13 protein-coding genes and 1 pseudogene are annotated in these 17,469 nt (G+C 56.1%); 12 read left to right on the forward strand and 2 right to left on the reverse strand.

The genetic code is table 11. From position 1 onward, the window contains the following. Window positions 1–24 precede the first annotated feature (24 nt). The 3 genes from tdcD (at window position 25) to AACT07_RS16920 (ending at window position 4,175) form a co-directional block, all read left to right on the forward strand. The gene (gene tdcD, locus AACT07_RS16910; protein WP_290438964.1) at window positions 25–1,383 is read left to right on the forward strand and encodes a propionate kinase; all 1,359 of its coding nucleotides are present in this window, start codon (window positions 25–27) and stop codon (window positions 1,381–1,383) included. A gap of 44 nt (window positions 1,384–1,427) precedes the next feature. Further along, entirely contained in the window at window positions 1,428–3,722 is a 2,295-nt protein-coding gene (pflB, locus tag AACT07_RS16915) for a formate C-acetyltransferase (RefSeq protein ID WP_069529056.1), read from the forward strand. 69 nt (window positions 3,723–3,791) lie between these two features. Further along, window positions 3,792–4,175: a RidA family protein gene (locus tag AACT07_RS16920; protein ID WP_069529058.1), complete on the forward strand. Its 384-nt coding sequence runs from the start codon at window positions 3,792–3,794 to the stop codon at window positions 4,173–4,175. A gap of 81 nt (window positions 4,176–4,256) precedes the next feature. On the opposite strand, the gene AACT07_RS16925 is transcribed toward AACT07_RS16920, so the two are convergent. Continuing rightward, on the reverse strand, window positions 4,257–5,468 hold the full coding sequence (locus AACT07_RS16925; RefSeq protein ID WP_069529060.1) for an RsmB/NOP family class I SAM-dependent RNA methyltransferase: 1,212 nt from the start codon (window positions 5,466–5,468) through the stop codon (window positions 4,257–4,259). 215 nt (window positions 5,469–5,683) lie between these two features. Between AACT07_RS16925 and AACT07_RS16930 the strand changes: the two genes are divergently transcribed. The 9 genes and pseudogenes from AACT07_RS16930 (at window position 5,684) to AACT07_RS16970 (ending at window position 16,591) form a co-directional block, all read left to right on the forward strand. After that, window positions 5,684–7,660 (forward strand): reprolysin-like metallopeptidase, encoded by a 1,977-nt coding sequence (locus AACT07_RS16930; protein WP_069529062.1) that lies wholly within the window; start codon window positions 5,684–5,686, stop codon window positions 7,658–7,660. Next, window positions 7,657–7,986, forward strand: a complete 330-nt coding sequence (locus AACT07_RS16935) for a hypothetical protein (protein WP_069529063.1) — start codon at window positions 7,657–7,659, stop codon at window positions 7,984–7,986. The genes AACT07_RS16930 and AACT07_RS16935 overlap by 4 nt, the downstream gene beginning before the upstream one ends. A 252-nt stretch (window positions 7,987–8,238) precedes the next feature. Further along, window positions 8,239–10,196 (forward strand): annotated as a pseudogene (locus AACT07_RS16940) (reprolysin-like metallopeptidase). Next, complete coding sequence (locus tag AACT07_RS16945) at window positions 10,175–10,504, forward strand: hypothetical protein (protein ID WP_083249998.1); 330 nt, start codon at window positions 10,175–10,177, stop codon at window positions 10,502–10,504. The pseudogene AACT07_RS16940 and the gene AACT07_RS16945 overlap by 22 nt, the downstream one beginning before the upstream one ends. A gap of 305 nt (window positions 10,505–10,809) precedes the next feature. Next, entirely contained in the window at window positions 10,810–12,939 is a 2,130-nt protein-coding gene (locus tag AACT07_RS16950; protein WP_083249999.1) for a reprolysin-like metallopeptidase, read from the forward strand. Between the two features lie 176 nt (window positions 12,940–13,115). Next, window positions 13,116–13,754, forward strand: coding sequence for a pyridoxamine 5'-phosphate oxidase (gene pdxH, locus AACT07_RS16955; protein ID WP_069529067.1), 639 nt, complete (start codon window positions 13,116–13,118; stop codon window positions 13,752–13,754). A 36-nt stretch (window positions 13,755–13,790) separates the two neighbouring features. Next, a complete protein-coding gene (locus AACT07_RS16960; protein ID WP_069529069.1) occupies window positions 13,791–14,405 on the forward strand; it encodes a glutathione S-transferase family protein in 615 nt (204 codons plus the stop codon). After that, on the forward strand, window positions 14,405–16,045 hold the full coding sequence (locus AACT07_RS16965; RefSeq protein WP_069529071.1) for a GNAT family N-acetyltransferase: 1,641 nt from the start codon (window positions 14,405–14,407) through the stop codon (window positions 16,043–16,045). Before AACT07_RS16960 ends, AACT07_RS16965 begins: the two co-directional genes overlap by 1 nt. A 6-nt stretch (window positions 16,046–16,051) precedes the next feature. Then, the gene (locus AACT07_RS16970; protein WP_069529073.1) at window positions 16,052–16,591 is read left to right on the forward strand and encodes a GNAT family N-acetyltransferase; all 540 of its coding nucleotides are present in this window, start codon (window positions 16,052–16,054) and stop codon (window positions 16,589–16,591) included. 96 nt (window positions 16,592–16,687) lie between these two features. On the opposite strand, the gene AACT07_RS16975 is transcribed toward AACT07_RS16970, so the two are convergent. After that, window positions 16,688–17,101 (reverse strand): hypothetical protein, encoded by a 414-nt coding sequence (locus AACT07_RS16975; protein WP_069529074.1) that lies wholly within the window; start codon window positions 17,099–17,101, stop codon window positions 16,688–16,690. Window positions 17,102–17,469 lie beyond the last annotated feature (368 nt).

Below are 17,469 nucleotides of genomic sequence, written 5' to 3' on the forward strand. Positions count from 1 at the left end.
TTCAGGCCCCCTGGCGGGGTCTGCATGGCGCAGTCAGAAGTGTGCAATAACCTGTTCTTGGTTGGCCCAATTATGTGGGCCAAGGACAAGGCTATCCGTGATTTGGCCACCACACTCAGTGGTAAATATGTTCTGACTGCAGTGACTCGACATCATAAATATCGAGGCGATGTAATGAAGTTTGATTCGTTGGTTCTGGTTATCAATTGCGGATCTTCGTCGGTCAAATTCTCGGTACTGGAGAGTCAATCCTGTGAGGTGGTGATATCCGGTATGGCGGATGGTATTGAGACGGCCCATCCACAATTGCAAGTGGGTAAAGAGCCCGCAATGTCATTAGCTGAAAATAACCACACCTGTGCATTGGCTGCCATCGCGGCGGAATTGAAAAAAAGGGGTCTGCTGGATGCCATTGCACTGGTGGGTCATCGAATTGCTCATGGTGGTAGTGAATTTAGCGAAGCCGTGATCATTGATGAACATGTATTGGCCAAAATAAAGCAGGTGTCACCCTTGGCTCCCCTGCACAATCACGCCAATTTGAGTGGTGTGATGGCGGCTCGTCAGCTATTTCCCACACAACCCCAAATTGCGGTATTTGATACCGGTTTTCACCAGACCCTGAAGCCGGAAGCCTATATCTATGGGCTGCCTTACCAATATTTGCAGGATTACGGCGTGCGCCGCTATGGCTTCCATGGCACCTCCCATCGCTATGTGGCCGAGCAGGCCTGCGTATTTATGGGGCTGGATGAGCAGCATGCCGGTCTGGTTATCGCCCATCTGGGCAATGGCGCCTCTATTTGCGCGGTACAGGATGGCAAGAGCGTCGATACCTCGATGGGGATGACGCCGCTGGAAGGGTTGATCATGGGCAGCCGAAGCGGCGATATCGATTTTGGCGCGCTGGCCTATATCGCTAGCAAGACGGGGCAATCCATCGAGGATATCGAGCGGGTATTGAACAAGCAGTCCGGTCTGCTGGGTATTTCGGGGTTCTCCTCCGATATGCGGGTATTGGAAGCTGCCTATCACGAAGGACATCCCGGCGCGAAACTGGCCATTCACGCTTTTGTCCACCGTATTGCCCGCCATATCGGCGGCCATGCCACCTCATTGCGCCGGCTGGATGCCGTTATTTTCACCGGCGGGATCGGCGAGAACTCGGCCTTTATCAGAAAGCTGGTATGCGAACGACTTCAGGTATTTGGCGTAGCGATCAGCGAGCCGTTTAACCAGCGTCCCAATAGCGAGGGCTGCCGGGTAATTTCGGCGGCAGAGTCCATGGTGCTGGCGGCGGTTATTCCCACCAATGAAGAGAAAATGATCGCGCTGGATGCCATTCGTCTGGGGCAGCAGGTTCGTCAGGCCGAGTGCGTCTGACATCTTCCACTGTAGTGTCATGAGTAGTGAATGAGGTTTATTTGATGAAAGTTGATATGCAATTGGATCAGGATAAATTCCGTCAGGCATGGCAAGGTTTTGTCGGTGAAAACTGGAAGCACGAGATCAACGTCCGTGATTTTATCCAGCAGAACTACACCCCCTATGAAGGTGACGAACAGTTTTTAGCAGATGCCACAGAAGCGACCACCACTTTGTGGAACAAGGTGATGGAGGGGATCCGTATCGAGAACACCACCCACGCACCGGTCGATTTTGATACCAATATTGCCACGACCATTACTGCCCACGGGCCGGGTTATATCGAGCAAGGGCTGGAAAAGATTGTTGGCCTGCAAACCGACAAGCCCCTTAAAAGAGCACTGCACCCATTTGGCGGCGTAAATATGATCCGCAGCTCTTTTGAAGCATATGGCCGGGCGATGGATCCCGAATTTGAATATACCTTCAGCGAATTGCGCAAAACCCATAATCAGGGGGTGTTCGACGTCTACTCTCCCGAGATGTTGCGCTGCAGAAAATCGGGAATTTTGACCGGTTTGCCGGATGGTTACGGCCGTGGTCGCATTATCGGAGATTATCGTCGGGTCGCGCTCTATGGCATAGATTATCTAATCCGTGAGCGGGAGCTGCAGTTTGCCGATCTGCAACCGGCGCTCGAGCGGGGAGAGCAGCTGGAGCAGGTGATCCGCCAGCGCGAGGAGCTGGCCGAGCACAAGCGGGCACTGGTGCAGATCAAGCAGATGGCGGCCAGCTACGGCTTTGACATCTCCGGGCCGGCGCGCACTGCCCAGCAGGCGGTGCAGTGGCTCTACTTTGCCTATTTGGCGGCGGTGAAGTCGCAAAATGGCGGGGCCATGTCCCTCGGTCGTACTGCCACCTTCCTCGACATCTATATCGAGCGGGATCTTAAGGCGGGGCTTATCAGCGAACAGGATGCCCAGGAGCTGGTCGATCACTTCATCATGAAGATCCGCATGGTACGTTTCCTGCGTACCCCGGAGTTTGACTCCCTCTTCTCCGGCGATCCCATCTGGGCGACCGAGGTGATTGGTGGCATGGGGCTGGATGGTCGTACTCTGGTGACCAAGAACTCCTTCCGTTACCTCCACACCCTCAAGACCATGGGGCCAGCGCCCGAGCCCAACCTCACCATCCTCTGGGCGGAAGGATTGCCGCGGGCCTTCAAGACCTATGCCGCCCGTGTCTCCATCGATACGTCATCCCTGCAGTATGAAAACGATGACCTGATGCGCAACGATTTCGAGAGCGATGACTACGCCATCGCCTGCTGCGTGAGCCCTATGGTGATCGGCAAGCAGATGCAGTTCTTCGGGGCCCGTGCCAATCTGGCCAAGACCCTGCTCTACTGCATCAACGGCGGGGTGGACGAGAAGCTTAAGATCCAGGTTGGCCCGAATGTGGCGCCCATCATGGACGAGGTGCTGGATTACGAGACCGTCATGGCCAGCCTCGACAGCTTTATGGATTGGCTGGCGGTGCAGTACATCAGCGCGTTGAACCTGATCCACTACATGCACGACAAGTACAGCTATGAGGCCTCGCTGATGGCGCTGCACGATCGCGACGTCTATCGCACCATGGCCTGCGGCATTGCCGGTCTGTCGGTGGCGGTCGATTCGCTGGCGGCCATCAAGTACGCTCAGGTCAAGCCGGTGCGCGATGCTGACGGGCTGGCGGTCGATTTCGTGATTGAGGGGGAGTATCCCCAGTACGGCAACAACGACGAGCGGGCCGACTCCATCGCCTGCGATCTGGTCGAGCGCTTCATGAAGAAGATCCAGGCGCTGCCGACCTACCGCAATGCGGTGCCGACCCAGTCGATCCTGACCATCACCTCCAACGTGGTGTATGGCCAGAAGACCGGCAACACCCCGGATGGCCGCCGCGCCGGTGCCTCGTTTGCCCCAGGGGCCAACCCGATGCACGGTCGGGATCGCAAGGGGGCGGTCGCTTCGCTGGCCTCGGTGGCCAAGCTGCCGTTCAAATACGCCAAGGACGGGATCTCCTACACCTTCTCCATCGTGCCAGGGGCGCTCGGCAAGGAACCGGCCAATCGCGAGAACAATCTGGTGGGGCTGATGGATGGCTACTTCCATCACGAGCGGGATGTGGAAGGGGGTCAGCACCTCAACGTCAACGTGATGAACCGCGAGATGCTGCTGGATGCCATCGACAATCCGGACAAGTACCCCAGCCTGACCATCCGGGTCTCCGGCTATGCGGTGCGCTTCAACGCCCTGACTCGCGAGCAGCAACAGGACGTCATCTCCAGAACTTTCACCAACATGATGTAACTCTCATGCCCGGGGTGAGCAGGCTTGCTCCGGGCCTACTTTTTGTTTATCAGCACGAGGAAGTAACAGATGCGACAGGTTATCACTACCAAGGCGGCGCCGGGCGCCATCGGCCCCTATGTGCAGGCCACCCGGATTGGCAACATCCTCTACACCTCCGGTCAGATCCCGCTGGACCCGGTGAGCGGCGACGTTGCGGAGGGGATCGAAGCGCAGACCCTGCGCTCCCTGCAAAACGTACAGGCGATTGTCGAGGCGGCAGGCGGCGAGGTGCGCAACATCTTCAAGACCACGGTGTTTGTTTCGGATCTGAACGACTTTGCTGCGGTCAACCGGGTCTACAACGACTTCTTCACCGAGCACGATGCCATGTATCCGGCTCGCTCCTGCGTGGAAGTGGCTCGGTTACCGAAGGATGTGAAGATCGAGATAGAGGCGATTGCTGCGCTGTAACCCCATCGGGAGTGTGTCAGCAAGCCAAAACAGAGCGGCTGCCAATGGCAGCCGCTTTTGTCTATATGGTCATCGGGCAGATCAGGCGATCCGTTCGATACGAGCCATGTAGAAGCCGTCGAAGCCGGTCTCGGACGGGCTCACGGTGTGATCGTCACGCAGACGGAAGTTCTCGTTGGCGGCGAGGAACTTGTCCACCTGCTGGCGGTTCTCCTCGGGCAGGATGGAGCAGGTTGCATAGACCAGCAGGCCGCCGACTTTCACCATCTGGCTGTAACGCTGCAGGATCTCTTCTTGCAACGCGACCAGCACCGGCAGACGCTCGGCGGTATCACGCCACTTGGCATCCGGATTGCGCTTGAGTACGCCAAGACCGGAGCAGGGCACGTCCAGCAGTACGCGGTCGGCGCTCTCTTTGAGGCGCTTGACGGTCTTGCTGCTGGTGATGACCCGGGTCTCCACGTTGTGGGCACCGGCGCGACGAGCGCGTTGCTTGAGGTTTTCCAGCTTCCACTCTTCCACATCCATCGCCAGCAGACGGCCTTTGCCCTGCATCATGGCGGCGATATGCAGGGTCTTGCCACCAGCACCGGCGCAGGCGTCGATAACGCGCATGCCTGGGGCAACTTCCAGCGCAGCAGCAACCAGCTGGGAGCCTGCGTCCTGCTGTTCGAAGCAACCATCGGCAAAGGCCTTGGTACGGAACAGGGCTGCGTCAGAGGTGACCTGCAGGGCAGTCTCCACACCTTCAACCGGAATTGTGGTGACCTGCTCTTTGGCCAGAATGGCTTGCAGTTCATCACGGGTGCACTTGAGGGTGTTGACCCGCAGGTAGCGCTTGGGCATCCAGGCCAGCGCTGCACGCTCGGCAGGCCAAGCTTCACCCAGCTGCTCGCTACCCAGTTTCTCCAACCAGCTCGGGCAACCATCCATCAATACCGGGTTCTTCTTCGCCTCGGTCAGACGGCGGCGGAATGCTTCCTCATTGAAGCGATCCAGGGTCGGGTTGTTGGGCTGGGCAATTTTGTGGAAGGCGTGCCAGCTGTGCAGCAGTGGCCAGACATTCTTTTCGGCCTGACGCACCTGAATACCGGTGAGGAAACAATAGAGGCTGAGACGGCGCAGCAGGTCGCCGGTGACCAGGGCAATCCTTGCCTGTTCTTGCGGTTTGAGTTCGATGCCGGAGAAGTGACGGGCATAAGCGCGGTCGAGGGTAAGACCCTGACCGAGCACATCGTCAACAATGGCAACGACCAGATCCCCGAAACGGGGCAACAGTGGGGATTTGAGCATGAGATTAACCTTGGCCAGATAAAGATGAACCGCACCTTTGTGAAGAGGAGCAGTTCTAAAATTGACAAATCCGCGCAATGATAGGGGTTAGACGGGGTTGGCGCAACACTCCCCATGGGTGAGTGGCTGAAACAGTGGCGCCGGGCTTTTTGATTCGGCGGGATAATGATGCCGGTAATGGTTCAAAAAAGTGCATGACTACAAGGATGACAAAGATGCATGTGACCAGTAAGTGTTCGTTGGCCTTGTTGGTGGCCAGTTTGTTGGGGTCAACCAGCCTGATGGCCAGCGAGTGGAGTACGGTAGCCGCCAGAGCGACTGCGGAGCAAGGTTATGAGGTGCGGGCTAATCAGTTTCGGGTGGCCAAGGTGCCGCTCGACTATTTTGCCGGGCTGCAAGCCGGGGCGAGTGAGCTGACCCTGCCGCTGCCCGATGGGGGGGAGGTCACCTTTGCTCTGGAAGCCTACGACTTGCTGCCTGCAGATCTCGCCGCCAAGTATCCGCAGATCCGCACCTTCAAGGGTCACAACCCGGCGCATCCGATAGAGACGGGGCGCTTCGATCTGGGGCCGCAAGGTTTCCACGCCATGTTCAGCCATCAGGGCAGGATGGTGTTTGTCGATCCGCTGCGCAATGCCGAAGGCTACGCCGTCTATTACCAGCAGGATGCCCATAGTCGATTGGAAGAGGCTGCAGATGAGGTGATAGGGCCCAAGCTCAGCAAACTGGTGCGCAAGGTGCAAGTGGATGGCAATGTTCGCAAGCGCTACGTCATTGCCATTTCGGCGACAGGAGAGTTTACCCAATACCACGGTGGTTCCAGAGCGCTTACCATGGCGGCGATTGCGACCTTGCTCAACCGCGTCAATCAGGTCTATCAACGGGATGTGGGTGCCGAATTCGTGCTGGCCAGTGGCAATGACAACCTGATCTTTACTGATCCTGCCAGCGACTTGTTTGCCAATGATAATTCGGATGCGCAGACCAATATCGGGGTACAGGCTTATTACTTTACCAATATGCAGCTCGGTAATTTTGATATCGGCCATGTCTTGAATACCAATGGCGGCGGTCTGGCCGGATTGGCAGTGCTCTGCACCAATCAGAAGTCTGGTGGGATGTCGGGTTCACCCACACCGGTTGGAGATGCCTTCTTCGTTGACTATGTGGCTCATGAAATTGGCCACCAGTTTGGTGCTGATCATACCTTCAACGGCACTACCGGGAGTTGCGGTGCTGGTACCCGGGTTGCGAGTCAAGCCTATGAGCCTGGTAGTGGCAGCTCCATCATGGCCTATGCCGGTATTTGTGGTGATGAGAATATCCAGACTCACAGCGACCCCTATTTTCATAGCAAGTCCATCGAGCAGATGCGTGCACACATGGCGACCGTATCGACTTGTGGAACCACACTCGCGTTGAGCAATAATGCCCCGCAGGCAGCTGCAGGGGGGGACTATGTGATCCCTGCCAATACGGCCTTTATGTTAAAAGGGGCTGGTGGAGATCTGGATAGTGATTCTCTGCTCTACAACTGGGAGCAGATCGATCTGGGTACTGAATCGAGCAGTGCCGCCACCATGATTGACGATGGCTCCCGGCCGCTGTTTCGTTTTGTCTCTCCCACGGCATCGCCGGAGCGGATCCTGCCGAGTTTGCCATCCCTGCTCTCCGGCACGCTTGCCAAAGGAGAGGCCTGGCCGACTACCAACCGAGATCTCAATTTCAGACTGACGGTGCGTGATGGTCAGGGTGGCGTTGCCAGTGATGACATGAAAGTGCAAGTGATCAATACCGGTGCGGCATTTCGCATCACCAACCCGTTTTACGGGGTGACTCTCACTCCGGGGGCCAGTCAGGCAGTGGCATGGGATGTGGCGGGCACAACTCTGGCGCCGATCAGTTGCAGCAAGGTGGATATCTCGGTGACCCAGGATGAGGGCGTAAGCTGGACAATGCTCGCCGCCGGACAACCCAATAACGGCGCAGCAACGGTAACGTTGCCTGCCGATCTCACCAGCAGCGTCAGGCTGAAAGTGGCATGCAGCGACAATATCTTCTTTGCCATCAGTCCCCTCAAATTGCCTCTGGTGCAAGGTGGCTCGACTTCAGGTGGCGGCGGTGGTGGCGGGGCGCTCGGATTGTGGACGCTGGCTCTGGCGCTGCTCGGCTGGCAACGGAGGCGCATATGAAGGTAGTCCCTCTGTTGCTGCTTGTCATGCTCGGCGGTTGTCAGGCCGATGCCAGCACGCTGGAACAGGGGCTGAGTGCAAACCTCGCCAGACAGGATTACCGCCTGATAGTGATAGCCGGGCGGGGAGAGTTTGCTCCCGGTATTGCAGCCGAGCAGCAGGCAGAGGCCAAGGCGCGCTGTGGCAAGCGTTATCTGGATGGATTGGGCGATGTGATAAGGCCCGGTCAGCAAGAGATACATGCCAAGTTGAGTGCTTACGCCAGCGAGTATAACCAGCGTATGGTGATTCATTGCCCAATAGCATCGGGCGCTGGCAAGCAGTAATACACCAACGAACCAATCCAAATGGAGGGGATATTCATCCCCCTATCTATCCGTGAAGGCGCCAATGGCGCCTTCACTTTTTCCGTTGTTGAATGGGGCCAGCCTGTATTGCTTGAGATGGGGAGCGCGGGTGTAGCACGATTTTTCAGCGTGACAGAAGTTTTGTGCGAATTTTCTTTTCTGTCTGTCACGCAGATTGTCAATTGAGGCTGCGCCATACTTGTTGTCACCAAGGTAGGGCATGGAGGCTCTATGAAGCACGGCATTGCGGTGATTATCACCAGTTTGTCTGTTCAGGTTGCAGCAGAACCCCAGTGGACCTTCATGGATGAAAACTTGGAAAGGGGAGGGATCTATGATGTGCGAGCTGAAAAGGTCAGAGTGGTGGTTCCTGACAAGCCTTTTGAACCCGGGCATCTCGCCAGTGTATTGACCTTGCCATTGCCGGATGGCACTACGGTGCAGTTTGATGTTCATCCCAATGCCTTGCTCCCGGAGCCTTTGGCCCAGCGCTACCCTTCTATCAATACTTACAGTGGGAAGGCTATCGATCGGGCGGCGGATACAGGCCGATTTGATGTCACCATACATGGTTTTCACGGTATGTTTACCCATCAGGGGCGTACCTTTTATGTCGATCCGCTTCAGGACGGTTTCTCTTATGCCGTTTATGAACAGCAAGATGCCTGGCGGCGACAGGATGTGGATCAGGTGATTGATCCTCATGGTATCGAGCGTGAGCGAGCTGTGCTGGTCGATGGCAATTTGCGCAAGCGCTACAGCATCGCCATCTCGGCAACCGGGGAATATACCCAGTATCACGGTGGTACCAAGGTTGCAGCACTCTCGGCCATTGCAACACTGCTTAATCGGGTCAATGAAGTCTATCGCCGTGATGTGGGGGCCGAGTTTCAGCTTGCAGCTGATACGGATAATGTGATTTTCACCGATCCTGCGACGGATCCTTTCACCAACTCGACCCAGGATATCGCAATCAACCAGACCCAACAGGGGGGGTTGCTCAATCCTTCTTTTGATCTGGGCCATCTGCTGGCTACATCAGGCGGCGGGGTGGCGACCCTGAGATCTTTATGCAACCCTTTCAGCCGTTCACGGGGCATGACTGGAGGCTCACAGCCTATCGGTGATGCGTTCTTTATTGATTATGTGGCTCACGAATTGAGGCACCAGCTGGGGGGCGAGCACTCCTTCAATGGCATGGCCGACAGTTGTGCAACAGGTCGCAAGGCTAGCTCAGCCTGGGAACCGAGCAGTGGCTCGACCATCATGGCCTATGCCGGGATCTGTGGTGAGGAGAATCTGCAGGTTAACAGCACACCTTTTTTTCACAGCAAGTCGATCGAGCAGATGCGGGCTCTGATGGCCTCTCTGCCCTCCTGCGGCACCGACCTTGCGCTTGCCAATAACGCACCGGTTGTGGATGCGGGGGGCGATAGGGTGATCCCCGCCAATACGCCTTTCACTCTTGTCGGTAGTGCGCTGGATCTGGATGGTCATCCCCTCAGTTACACCTGGGAGCAGGTTGATCTTGGCAATGCATCCTACAGCGTGGCAACCATGGTGGATGATGGAACCCGCCCGCTGTTTCGCTTTGTTTCACCAACATCGGATCCCCGCAGAACATTGCCCGCCATGAGCTCTCTGATATCGGGTGTCTTGGCCAAAGGAGAAGCGTGGCCTGCGACCAATCGCAATCTCCAGTTCCGCCTTACCGTACGTGATGGTCAGGGGGCGGTGAGCAGTGATGAAATGGTGGTTCAGGTGATCAATACCGGCGCTGCATTTGCCATCACAGCTCCGCAGATCGGCGCCATGGTGGCGGGTAGCACTCAGCTAGTGACATGGAATGTTGCTGGGACCGATCAGCCTCCTATCAATTGTCCCAGCGTGGATTTGGCACTGACACAGAATGGCGGCTCTACCTGGACTACGCTGGCAAGCGGGCTTGCCAATAACGGTTCGGCCAGTGTGGTGTTGCCTGCACCGTTGACCAGCACGGCCAGGCTGAAGCTGGCATGCAGCAATAATATTTTTTCTCTATCAATGGGATAAGAGGTAATGCGTCTGCCACTACGGAAAGTGCAACTGTCATTACCGACAACAATGCGGGTGGCGGCGGTGGTGCAGTGAATCTTATCGTGATCCTCCTGATGGGAGGGGCAGCCGGATGGCGCAGGTATTACGGTTAGCCGTCAGTTTGCTGTTTCTGCATATCTGCGTGGCGCCTGTTGTGGCCGCATCACTGACCGAGGCAATAGATGAAAGTCTTGCAGCTCAGGATTATCGGCTCATCGTGCGCGGCGGTATGGCTCCGGGGGTTGTGGAGTCATTGCAAGCAGAAGCGAGAACCCGGTGCGGAGTCCGTTATCTGAAAGGGTTCGGTGATGTAATTGAGATGGGCAAGGAGTCGGAGTTTGAGCAGCGGATTGACTATGCCACCCGATATAACCGACAGATGCTGGAAAGGTGCATGCCGGAGGCGATTTCAAGGCCGTAGTGGCTGCTCAACAACGGCGTGTAAATCGGCATGATTGGAGTTATAACTCTAATATTCCAAACATAGTGATAGTCTCATGGGAATGATTCGATGACTCACATATGAGCCCCCATATACTTTTTTTGGAGTTTTAACTCTATTAAAAAGAACTGCTGAAAATGCTAACAAAATGAGCTGTTTATAAACTATAACTCACTAACTTCATGATTTTAAATGAAATAAAATTCATTTAATTTTTATTTGAAAAGTTGAATTGTGATTTGCGTCACGTTATTCTCGCCGGCTGTTCAGTCAGGTGATTAATAATGATGAAGTTCACAATAAATGCAATCTCAGTTGTCATCGCAATGTCAACCAATATCGCGCTGGCATCCCCATGGCATATGATCGAAAAACGCAGCAAGCAGGCCGATGAACCTGTAAGGGCTCGCGCATACAATATCTTTGAGGTAGAACCGGGTTTTTTAGAAAATCTGCGCTTGGGTCAAACCGTGATTGCGCTACCATTGCCTGATGGCAAGATGGTGCAATATGAATTGGAAGCCTATTCCGTATTACCGCCTGCGCTGGCAGCAAAATACCCAGATATCATGACCTATAAAGGACATGAAGTGGGTACCGCCAGCAATACTGGTCGCTTTAATATTTCTCCACGCGGTTTTAACGGCATGTTTATGCATGCTGGAGAGCAGGTGTTTGTCGATATTCAGCGCAACGGTACCTACGCTGTCTATTACAAAAAAGATGCGCATTCAATGAGTGGCAAGAATATCAATGAGATCATTGACAAGTCCGAGCTGAAAAAAAATCTAGAAAATAATACTGAAGCGGCTCGTAACGAGGCTAGTTATAGCAAGGCAGCGCTTACCCAGTACAGCATTGCATTCTCTACCACTGGTGCATATACCAAGTTCTTTGGCGGCAAGGCGCAAGCCTTGGATTCACTGGCTGTATTGGTTAACCGTTTAAATGAGGTGTATGAAAGGGACTTGGGTGTTCGTTTCGTATTGGCAGAGGGAAATCACAATATTATATTCGAAAATCTTGCTGACGATCCTTTTGTGAATGGCAGATATCCAGGTGAAACAAGAGATACTCTTATAAATGCTAGAGTTCAGAGAGAGAAACTGATTAGTAGAGAGATTGGTTATTTCGACCTTGGCCATGTATTGACCGCGGGTAAAGATGCAGGTTCGGCGAGAGTTGGGTCATTATGTGATGACATAGGATATCTTTATTCATCTAGGTCTCAAGCTGTTACAGGAAATATAAATCCTGTTGGTGATGCATTCTTTATTGACTTCGTTGCGCATGAAATTGGCCATCAATTTGGCGCCAATCATACCTACAATGCAAATGGGACACAAAGAGAGCCCTCTATGGCATGGGAGCCAGGCAGTGGTAGTTCAATAATGGGTTATGCGGGTTTGATGGGGGAGCAAAACGTACATCTCAACAGCGAGGCTTATTTTCATAGCAAGTCGATTGAGCAGATGCTGCAGCATATCATCGCGAGAGAAGCCAAAGCGCAGAAAGGGGAGATCGAAATCAAGGACGCAGCGATTCTTGCACCGACTATCGCATCGCGTTGTGGCGCCTCTATTCCGAGACAGAATGGGGACAATTTGGAGCCGGAAATTACCGAAGTGCCGCCAGTGCATGTGATCCCTAAAGGTGTGGCATTTAGCCTGAGTGGTAAGGGCAGTGACCCTGATGGTGATGCACTTGTTTACACTTGGGAGCAGGTTGACCTGAGTGATGATGCAACGACGAGTGGCCATCAATTGAGCTCCGGGTTCCTTGCTACCGGTCCCCTTTATCGTTACTCCGCGCCGACAACATCCCCGGTTCGCCACTTTCCTTCGCTGGCTACCCAGTTAAAAGGGGAAGCTGAGAAAGGTGATGTCTGGGTTAATGTGCCGCGCACCCTTAACTTCCGTCTGGTCGCCCGTGATGGCAAAGGCGGTGGTGCCTATGGTGAGACCTCGGTCGAGGTGGTCGATACAGGTTCACAAACCTTCAAGATATTACCAGCCCCTGACCAGCGTATTCTGGTTGGCAGCCCGACCACAGTGAGCTGGCAAGTGGCTGGCACTGACCGTCATCCTGTCAATTGTCAGCGGGTCGATATCAGTTATAGCAACGATGAAGGCAAGAATTGGCAGACCTTGGTCGATGACAATGGCGTGAGTAACAATGGTGCCCATGAGGTGACCATTCCGGCCAATGCTGGCAGCACTGTTCGCCTCAAGCTGGCCTGTAGCGACAATATCTTCTATGCCATTACGCCAAAGCTGGCGACCAAGAGCAGTGATACACCGGCTCCCCAGCCTGAAAGCAATGGCGGCGGTGGCGGCGGTTCGACCAGTCTGTTCGCGCTGCTGGGCCTTGGTATCGCTGCGCTGCTGCGTCGTCGTGAGACCATGAGCTACTAAACCAGATAACCCAAGGGTGAGATTACCCATCTTTGGTAAATTGATAAACCAAGCGAAGATGCGTTAGCCTCTTCGCTTTTTTTGTATGGTTTACAAGGTCGCTTTATCGAGCGCACAATGCCTGCGTCACTCTCTTGATGGTCGTGGAACCATTATTTATTTGAAGGAAAATCAAGATGATGGATGTTGCTGATCTGCGCCGTGAATACTCCCGTGGCGGGTTGCACCGGGCCGATCTGCCGGCCGAGCCGCTGGTGCTGTTCGAGAAGTGGTTGGCGCAGGCCTGTGAGGCCAAACTGACCGATCCCACCGCTATGGTGGTAGCGACGGTGGATGCCGATGGTCAGCCCTGGCAGCGCACCGTGCTGCTCAAGCACTACGACGCCCAGGGGATGGTCTTTTACACCAACATGGGTAGCCGTAAGGCGCAGCAGCTGGAAGGCAATCCACGTATCAGCCTGCTCTTCCCCTGGCACACGCTGGACAGACAGGTTCATGTGACTGGCCGGGTGGAGAAGATGAGCACCTTCGAGGTGATGAAGTATTTCCACAGCCGCCCCAAGGATAGCCAGATCGCTGCCTGGGTCTCCAAGCAGTCGACCCGCATCTCGGCCCGCGGCGTGCTGGAGGCCAAGTTCCTCGAGCTCAAGCAGAAATTTGCCAATGGCGAAGTGCCGCTGCCGAGCTTCTGGGGCGGATTCAGAGTAGTGATCGAGACGGTGGAGTTCTGGCAGGGGGGCGAGCACCGGCTGCACGACCGCTTCTACTACACCCGCGACGGGGATGGCTGGCATATCGAGCGTCTGGCTCCCTGAGCGCGCTATTCAAATCTGTTTTCACAAGGAGTGTGTATGCGTCTGTATGGTGATCTGCGTTCCGGCAACTGTTACAAGGTGTGGCTGCTGGCCCGCTGGCTGGAGCTGCCCCTTGAGTGGGTAGAGGTGGATATTCAGGCGGGGGATACCCGTACCCCCGCATTTCTGGCCATGAACCCCAACGGCAAGATCCCGGTGCTGGAGATTGGCCAGGGCGATACGCTGGCGGAATCCAACGCCATCCTCTTCTATCTGGGGCAAGGCAGTACCTTGTGGTCAACCGATCCGCGCCAGCAGGCCGAGGTGCTCAAATGGATGTTCTTTGAGCAGTACAGCCATGAGCCCTACATCGCGGTGGCCCGCTTTATCGTTCACTATCTCGGCCGACCCGAGTCGCAGGAGGCGAGGCTCGACGGTCTGAAAGCCGGTGGCGAGAAGGCGCTGGCGGTAATGGAGCAGCAGCTGAAACAGAGCCCCTACCTGTGCGGTGATGCGCCTACCATCGCCGATATCGCCCTTTATGCCTACACCCATGTGGCAGAGGAGGGGATCTTCTCCCTGCAGGGGTGGCCCGCTATCCGCAGCTGGATCGCCCGTATCGAAGCCCATCCCCGCAATCTGACGCTGCCAGCGGCCTGTCAGGCCAGCTGATGGAACTGCTGATCGAGGCCAGTCTGTGGCAACCGCAGTGGGCTGCGCTGTTGCCGCACTGGCAGCAGCAAGGTCATCGCTGGCAGCTGCTGCTGGGCAAAGAGGCGGCGGCCGCCCTCGATCAAACCGATGTTCCCTGGGCGAGCAGCCCTCCAGACGGGGTGCTCTGCCCGGGAGCCCTGCTGGCTGCCTGGCTCGATGGGGATCTGCTGGCGGATTTTCATGTTGATCCCAGCCGCCAGGTTCTGATCAGTGCCTCCACCTCGCTACTGACCCTCGCCAGAGAGCAGGGTCTGCTTACCCTTGGTCCTGTGGGGGCCGATCTGCCGCTTACCCCCGAGGCCGATTTGGGCGCCGTGCTCAATCGCCTGCTGGCGCGCCGCGTGACGGTGCCGACCCTGGCTGAGGGGCATTCGCTATCAGGTGTCGTATTGCGACCACTGCAGGCCGACGATGAGCGCGAGATAGTGCGCTACTGCAGCGACGAGGCGCTGGCCCGCTACACCCTCAATATTCCTCACCCCTATCCGCCGGAGGGGGCCCGCGACTGGCTGGCGCTAAGCTGGCGCAAGGCAGCGCTTGGCCTTGGTTGGAGCTGGGCCATCACCTTGCCAGAGGAGCAAGGTGTGGCGTTGCTTGGGGTGATCTCCCTGCACTGGAATGGCGAGCTCGCCTGGTGGGTGGGCGTCCCCTGGCAGAATCGCGGTCTGGCGACCCGGGCAGCAAGCTTGGTCAAAGCGTTCGCCCTTGACCAACTGCAATTGCCAGCGCTGACGGCTCGCCATATGCCAGACAATTTAGCCTCCGGCCGGGTGATGGCAAAAGTGGGGATGCACTATCGCGGGCGGCGCCATATCAGCGGTCGCCAGCCGTGCGAGGTGAGTTACTGGCGACTGGATCGCGCACCCTCCTTACCCAATTCCTTGGCCGAGGAGATTGCCTGCTGGCTTGCTGATGAGCGGATCGCCGTGGTGATCCTGTGGGAGCCCGCCACGACCAATCGGCAGAGAGCCAACGGCAAGCTCGCCATCTCGCTCTTTGTGGATGAGAGGGGCGCGGGGGAAGAGTCCTGCTCTATGCGCTGCCCGCCGCATCTTGAGAGGTTGCTGGCGCTGCACTGTTACCCCGTCGATCTGCTGGAGCAGGCCGAACCGGAGCAGTTGTCCCATCTTGGCGGCGTCTTGCTGAAAGACAGGGATGAACAGGGGCTGGCGTGGCTGCTACAACTGGCCGCGCTGCAGCGTCAAGGGCCCGACCTGCTCAGCCGCGAGGAGCGCGCATCACGGTTCCACTGGTTCAACCAATTGATGGCGCAGGCGCTGGGCGGCAACGGTGACTCGCCGCAGATACGCTATCAGCAGTTACGGCTGCTGGTGGAGCTGCCGGAGCTGGTCGATGAGCTGGATGGCTGTTGGCATCAAACGCCCGAACTGACCTTTGAGCGGTTGGCGCGGGAGGCTCCCGCCCTCTGGCTGGCCTACCGCGAGGCGATGAACAGGGTCACCCCGGCTACGCTAACCGCCTTGCAGCAGCAGTTTGCCGCTCGTTTTCCTGAGTGCACCCTCCCATTTTTGGACAAAGGTATTCAGAATGACCAGCCGTTGTGTGGAATAATGCCCGCTCTGCTGTACGAGGAGTAATACCTGATGTTGAGAACCGAGCGCCCCGGTGACATGCTGCCGGTCTATGAGCTGCTGAGTGCCGCCTTCGGTCGTTCCGATGAGGCCGAACTGGTCAACCGCCTGCGCGAATGTGGTGCTGCCGTAGTGACCATGGTCGAAGAGGAAGAGTACGAGTTCATGGGGCACCTGATGCTAAGCCCGATCACCATTAACGGCATGGAAGGGCCCTGGCTCGGTCTGGCGCCGGTCGCGGTTCATCCCGACTGGCAAGGTCAGGGGATTGGCTCTGATCTCATCCGTGAAGGGCTTGATACGGCGCTTGAGATGGACTGGAAAGGGGTGGTAGTACTCGGGGATCCGGCCTATTACAGCCGTTTCGGTTTCCGCCCGGCTAGCGAGTTTGGCCTGCACTGCATCTATGAGGTGCCTGCCGACTGCTTTATGGCGATGGAGCTGCAGGAGCGCGGTTTTGCGGGTGTGCAGGGTGAGGTGCTCTATCACCCCCTGTTTGATGAACTTCCCGACGAGCTGCCGGACGGGCAGGCAGAAGAGTCCCATTTCTAGCGAGAAGTTGCAGCGACAAGCTATAACGAAAAAGCCCTCATCGAGGGCTTTTTCAGTTTATATCAGTCCCTGCCGGGCTTATTCGAGCAAATAGGCTCAGGCAATGATGTCGAGCTGGGTGCCCTTGCGATTATCTTCGCCCACCATGTCACCCATCTGCTGGGCGAGCGGGCTCTGCTGGAATTGCATGTAGTCGCTCAGATTCTGCTGGCGCTGGTAGCGATTGGCCGCCTGATAGAGTTCAGCCGTGCTCGGGCCCGACTTGCTGTCGCTCTCCTGACCGCTGGCCTCCAGGTAGCGCTCCACCACGGCTTTATCTTGCTGGTTAGCCGTGTAAGAGACAGCCAGGGTTCTGCGAGCCGTTGCTTTCTCTTCGCTCTGTGCCTGCAATTCATCCTTCTTGATCAGTGCTTCGTTACGGGCCTGACTGACCTGCTCGGGTGTGACAGCCGGAGAGGAGGGATATTTGCCGTAATCAGGCAGCGGCATGGGCCGGGAGGTGATTTGCATGGTGGCGCTTCTCTTTTGAACAGGGACGGACGCATGATACCCATCCATGTTAGCTCAATAAATCACCACGTGTCGGTTCATCAAGAGCTGGTTCAGCTTCGCGCATCGATTGTTAATTGAACCGCCTCTGATGTCTAGTCCTGAAATAGGTTTACACATTTTCAACTAGCATTTCTCTACTCAGAACCCCCTATGTACCGCATCGGGGGTTCTATATTTCAACGCATGGTAATCCCCCCGAAAAACCGGGGTGCTCATAAGTAGAATTTTCCCGTACCTTGAACGTTGGAGGTTCTACATGAAAACATCACGCTTTAGCGATACCCAGATCATCGCCATCCTCAAACAAGCTGAGGCCGGGTTGCCTG

The organism is Aeromonas sp. ANP5 (assembly GCF_963870295.1).
GTDB lineage: Bacteria > Pseudomonadota > Gammaproteobacteria > Enterobacterales > Aeromonadaceae > Aeromonas > Aeromonas veronii.

Excerpts from the sequence above, each read along its gene's own strand:
- tdcD (WP_290438964.1), top strand. The coding sequence starts at position 25 with ATGGCGCAGTCAGAAGTGTGCAATAACCTGTTCTTGGTTGGCCCAATT.
- pflB (WP_069529056.1), top strand. The coding sequence starts at position 1,428 with ATGAAAGTTGATATGCAATTGGATCAGGATAAATTCCGTCAGGCATGG.
- AACT07_RS16920 (WP_069529058.1), top strand. The coding sequence starts at position 3,792 with ATGCGACAGGTTATCACTACCAAGGCGGCGCCGGGCGCCATCGGCCCC.
- AACT07_RS16925 (WP_069529060.1), bottom strand. The coding sequence starts at position 5,468 with ATGCTCAAATCCCCACTGTTGCCCCGTTTCGGGGATCTGGTCGTTGCC.
- AACT07_RS16930 (WP_069529062.1), top strand. The coding sequence starts at position 5,684 with ATGCATGTGACCAGTAAGTGTTCGTTGGCCTTGTTGGTGGCCAGTTTG.
- AACT07_RS16935 (WP_069529063.1), top strand. The coding sequence starts at position 7,657 with ATGAAGGTAGTCCCTCTGTTGCTGCTTGTCATGCTCGGCGGTTGTCAG.
- AACT07_RS16945 (WP_083249998.1), top strand. The coding sequence starts at position 10,175 with ATGGCGCAGGTATTACGGTTAGCCGTCAGTTTGCTGTTTCTGCATATC.
- AACT07_RS16950 (WP_083249999.1), top strand. The coding sequence starts at position 10,810 with ATGATGAAGTTCACAATAAATGCAATCTCAGTTGTCATCGCAATGTCA.
- pdxH (WP_069529067.1), top strand. The coding sequence starts at position 13,116 with ATGATGGATGTTGCTGATCTGCGCCGTGAATACTCCCGTGGCGGGTTG.
- AACT07_RS16960 (WP_069529069.1), top strand. The coding sequence starts at position 13,791 with ATGCGTCTGTATGGTGATCTGCGTTCCGGCAACTGTTACAAGGTGTGG.
- AACT07_RS16965 (WP_069529071.1), top strand. The coding sequence starts at position 14,405 with ATGGAACTGCTGATCGAGGCCAGTCTGTGGCAACCGCAGTGGGCTGCG.
- AACT07_RS16970 (WP_069529073.1), top strand. The coding sequence starts at position 16,052 with ATGTTGAGAACCGAGCGCCCCGGTGACATGCTGCCGGTCTATGAGCTG.
- AACT07_RS16975 (WP_069529074.1), bottom strand. The coding sequence starts at position 17,101 with ATGCAAATCACCTCCCGGCCCATGCCGCTGCCTGATTACGGCAAATAT.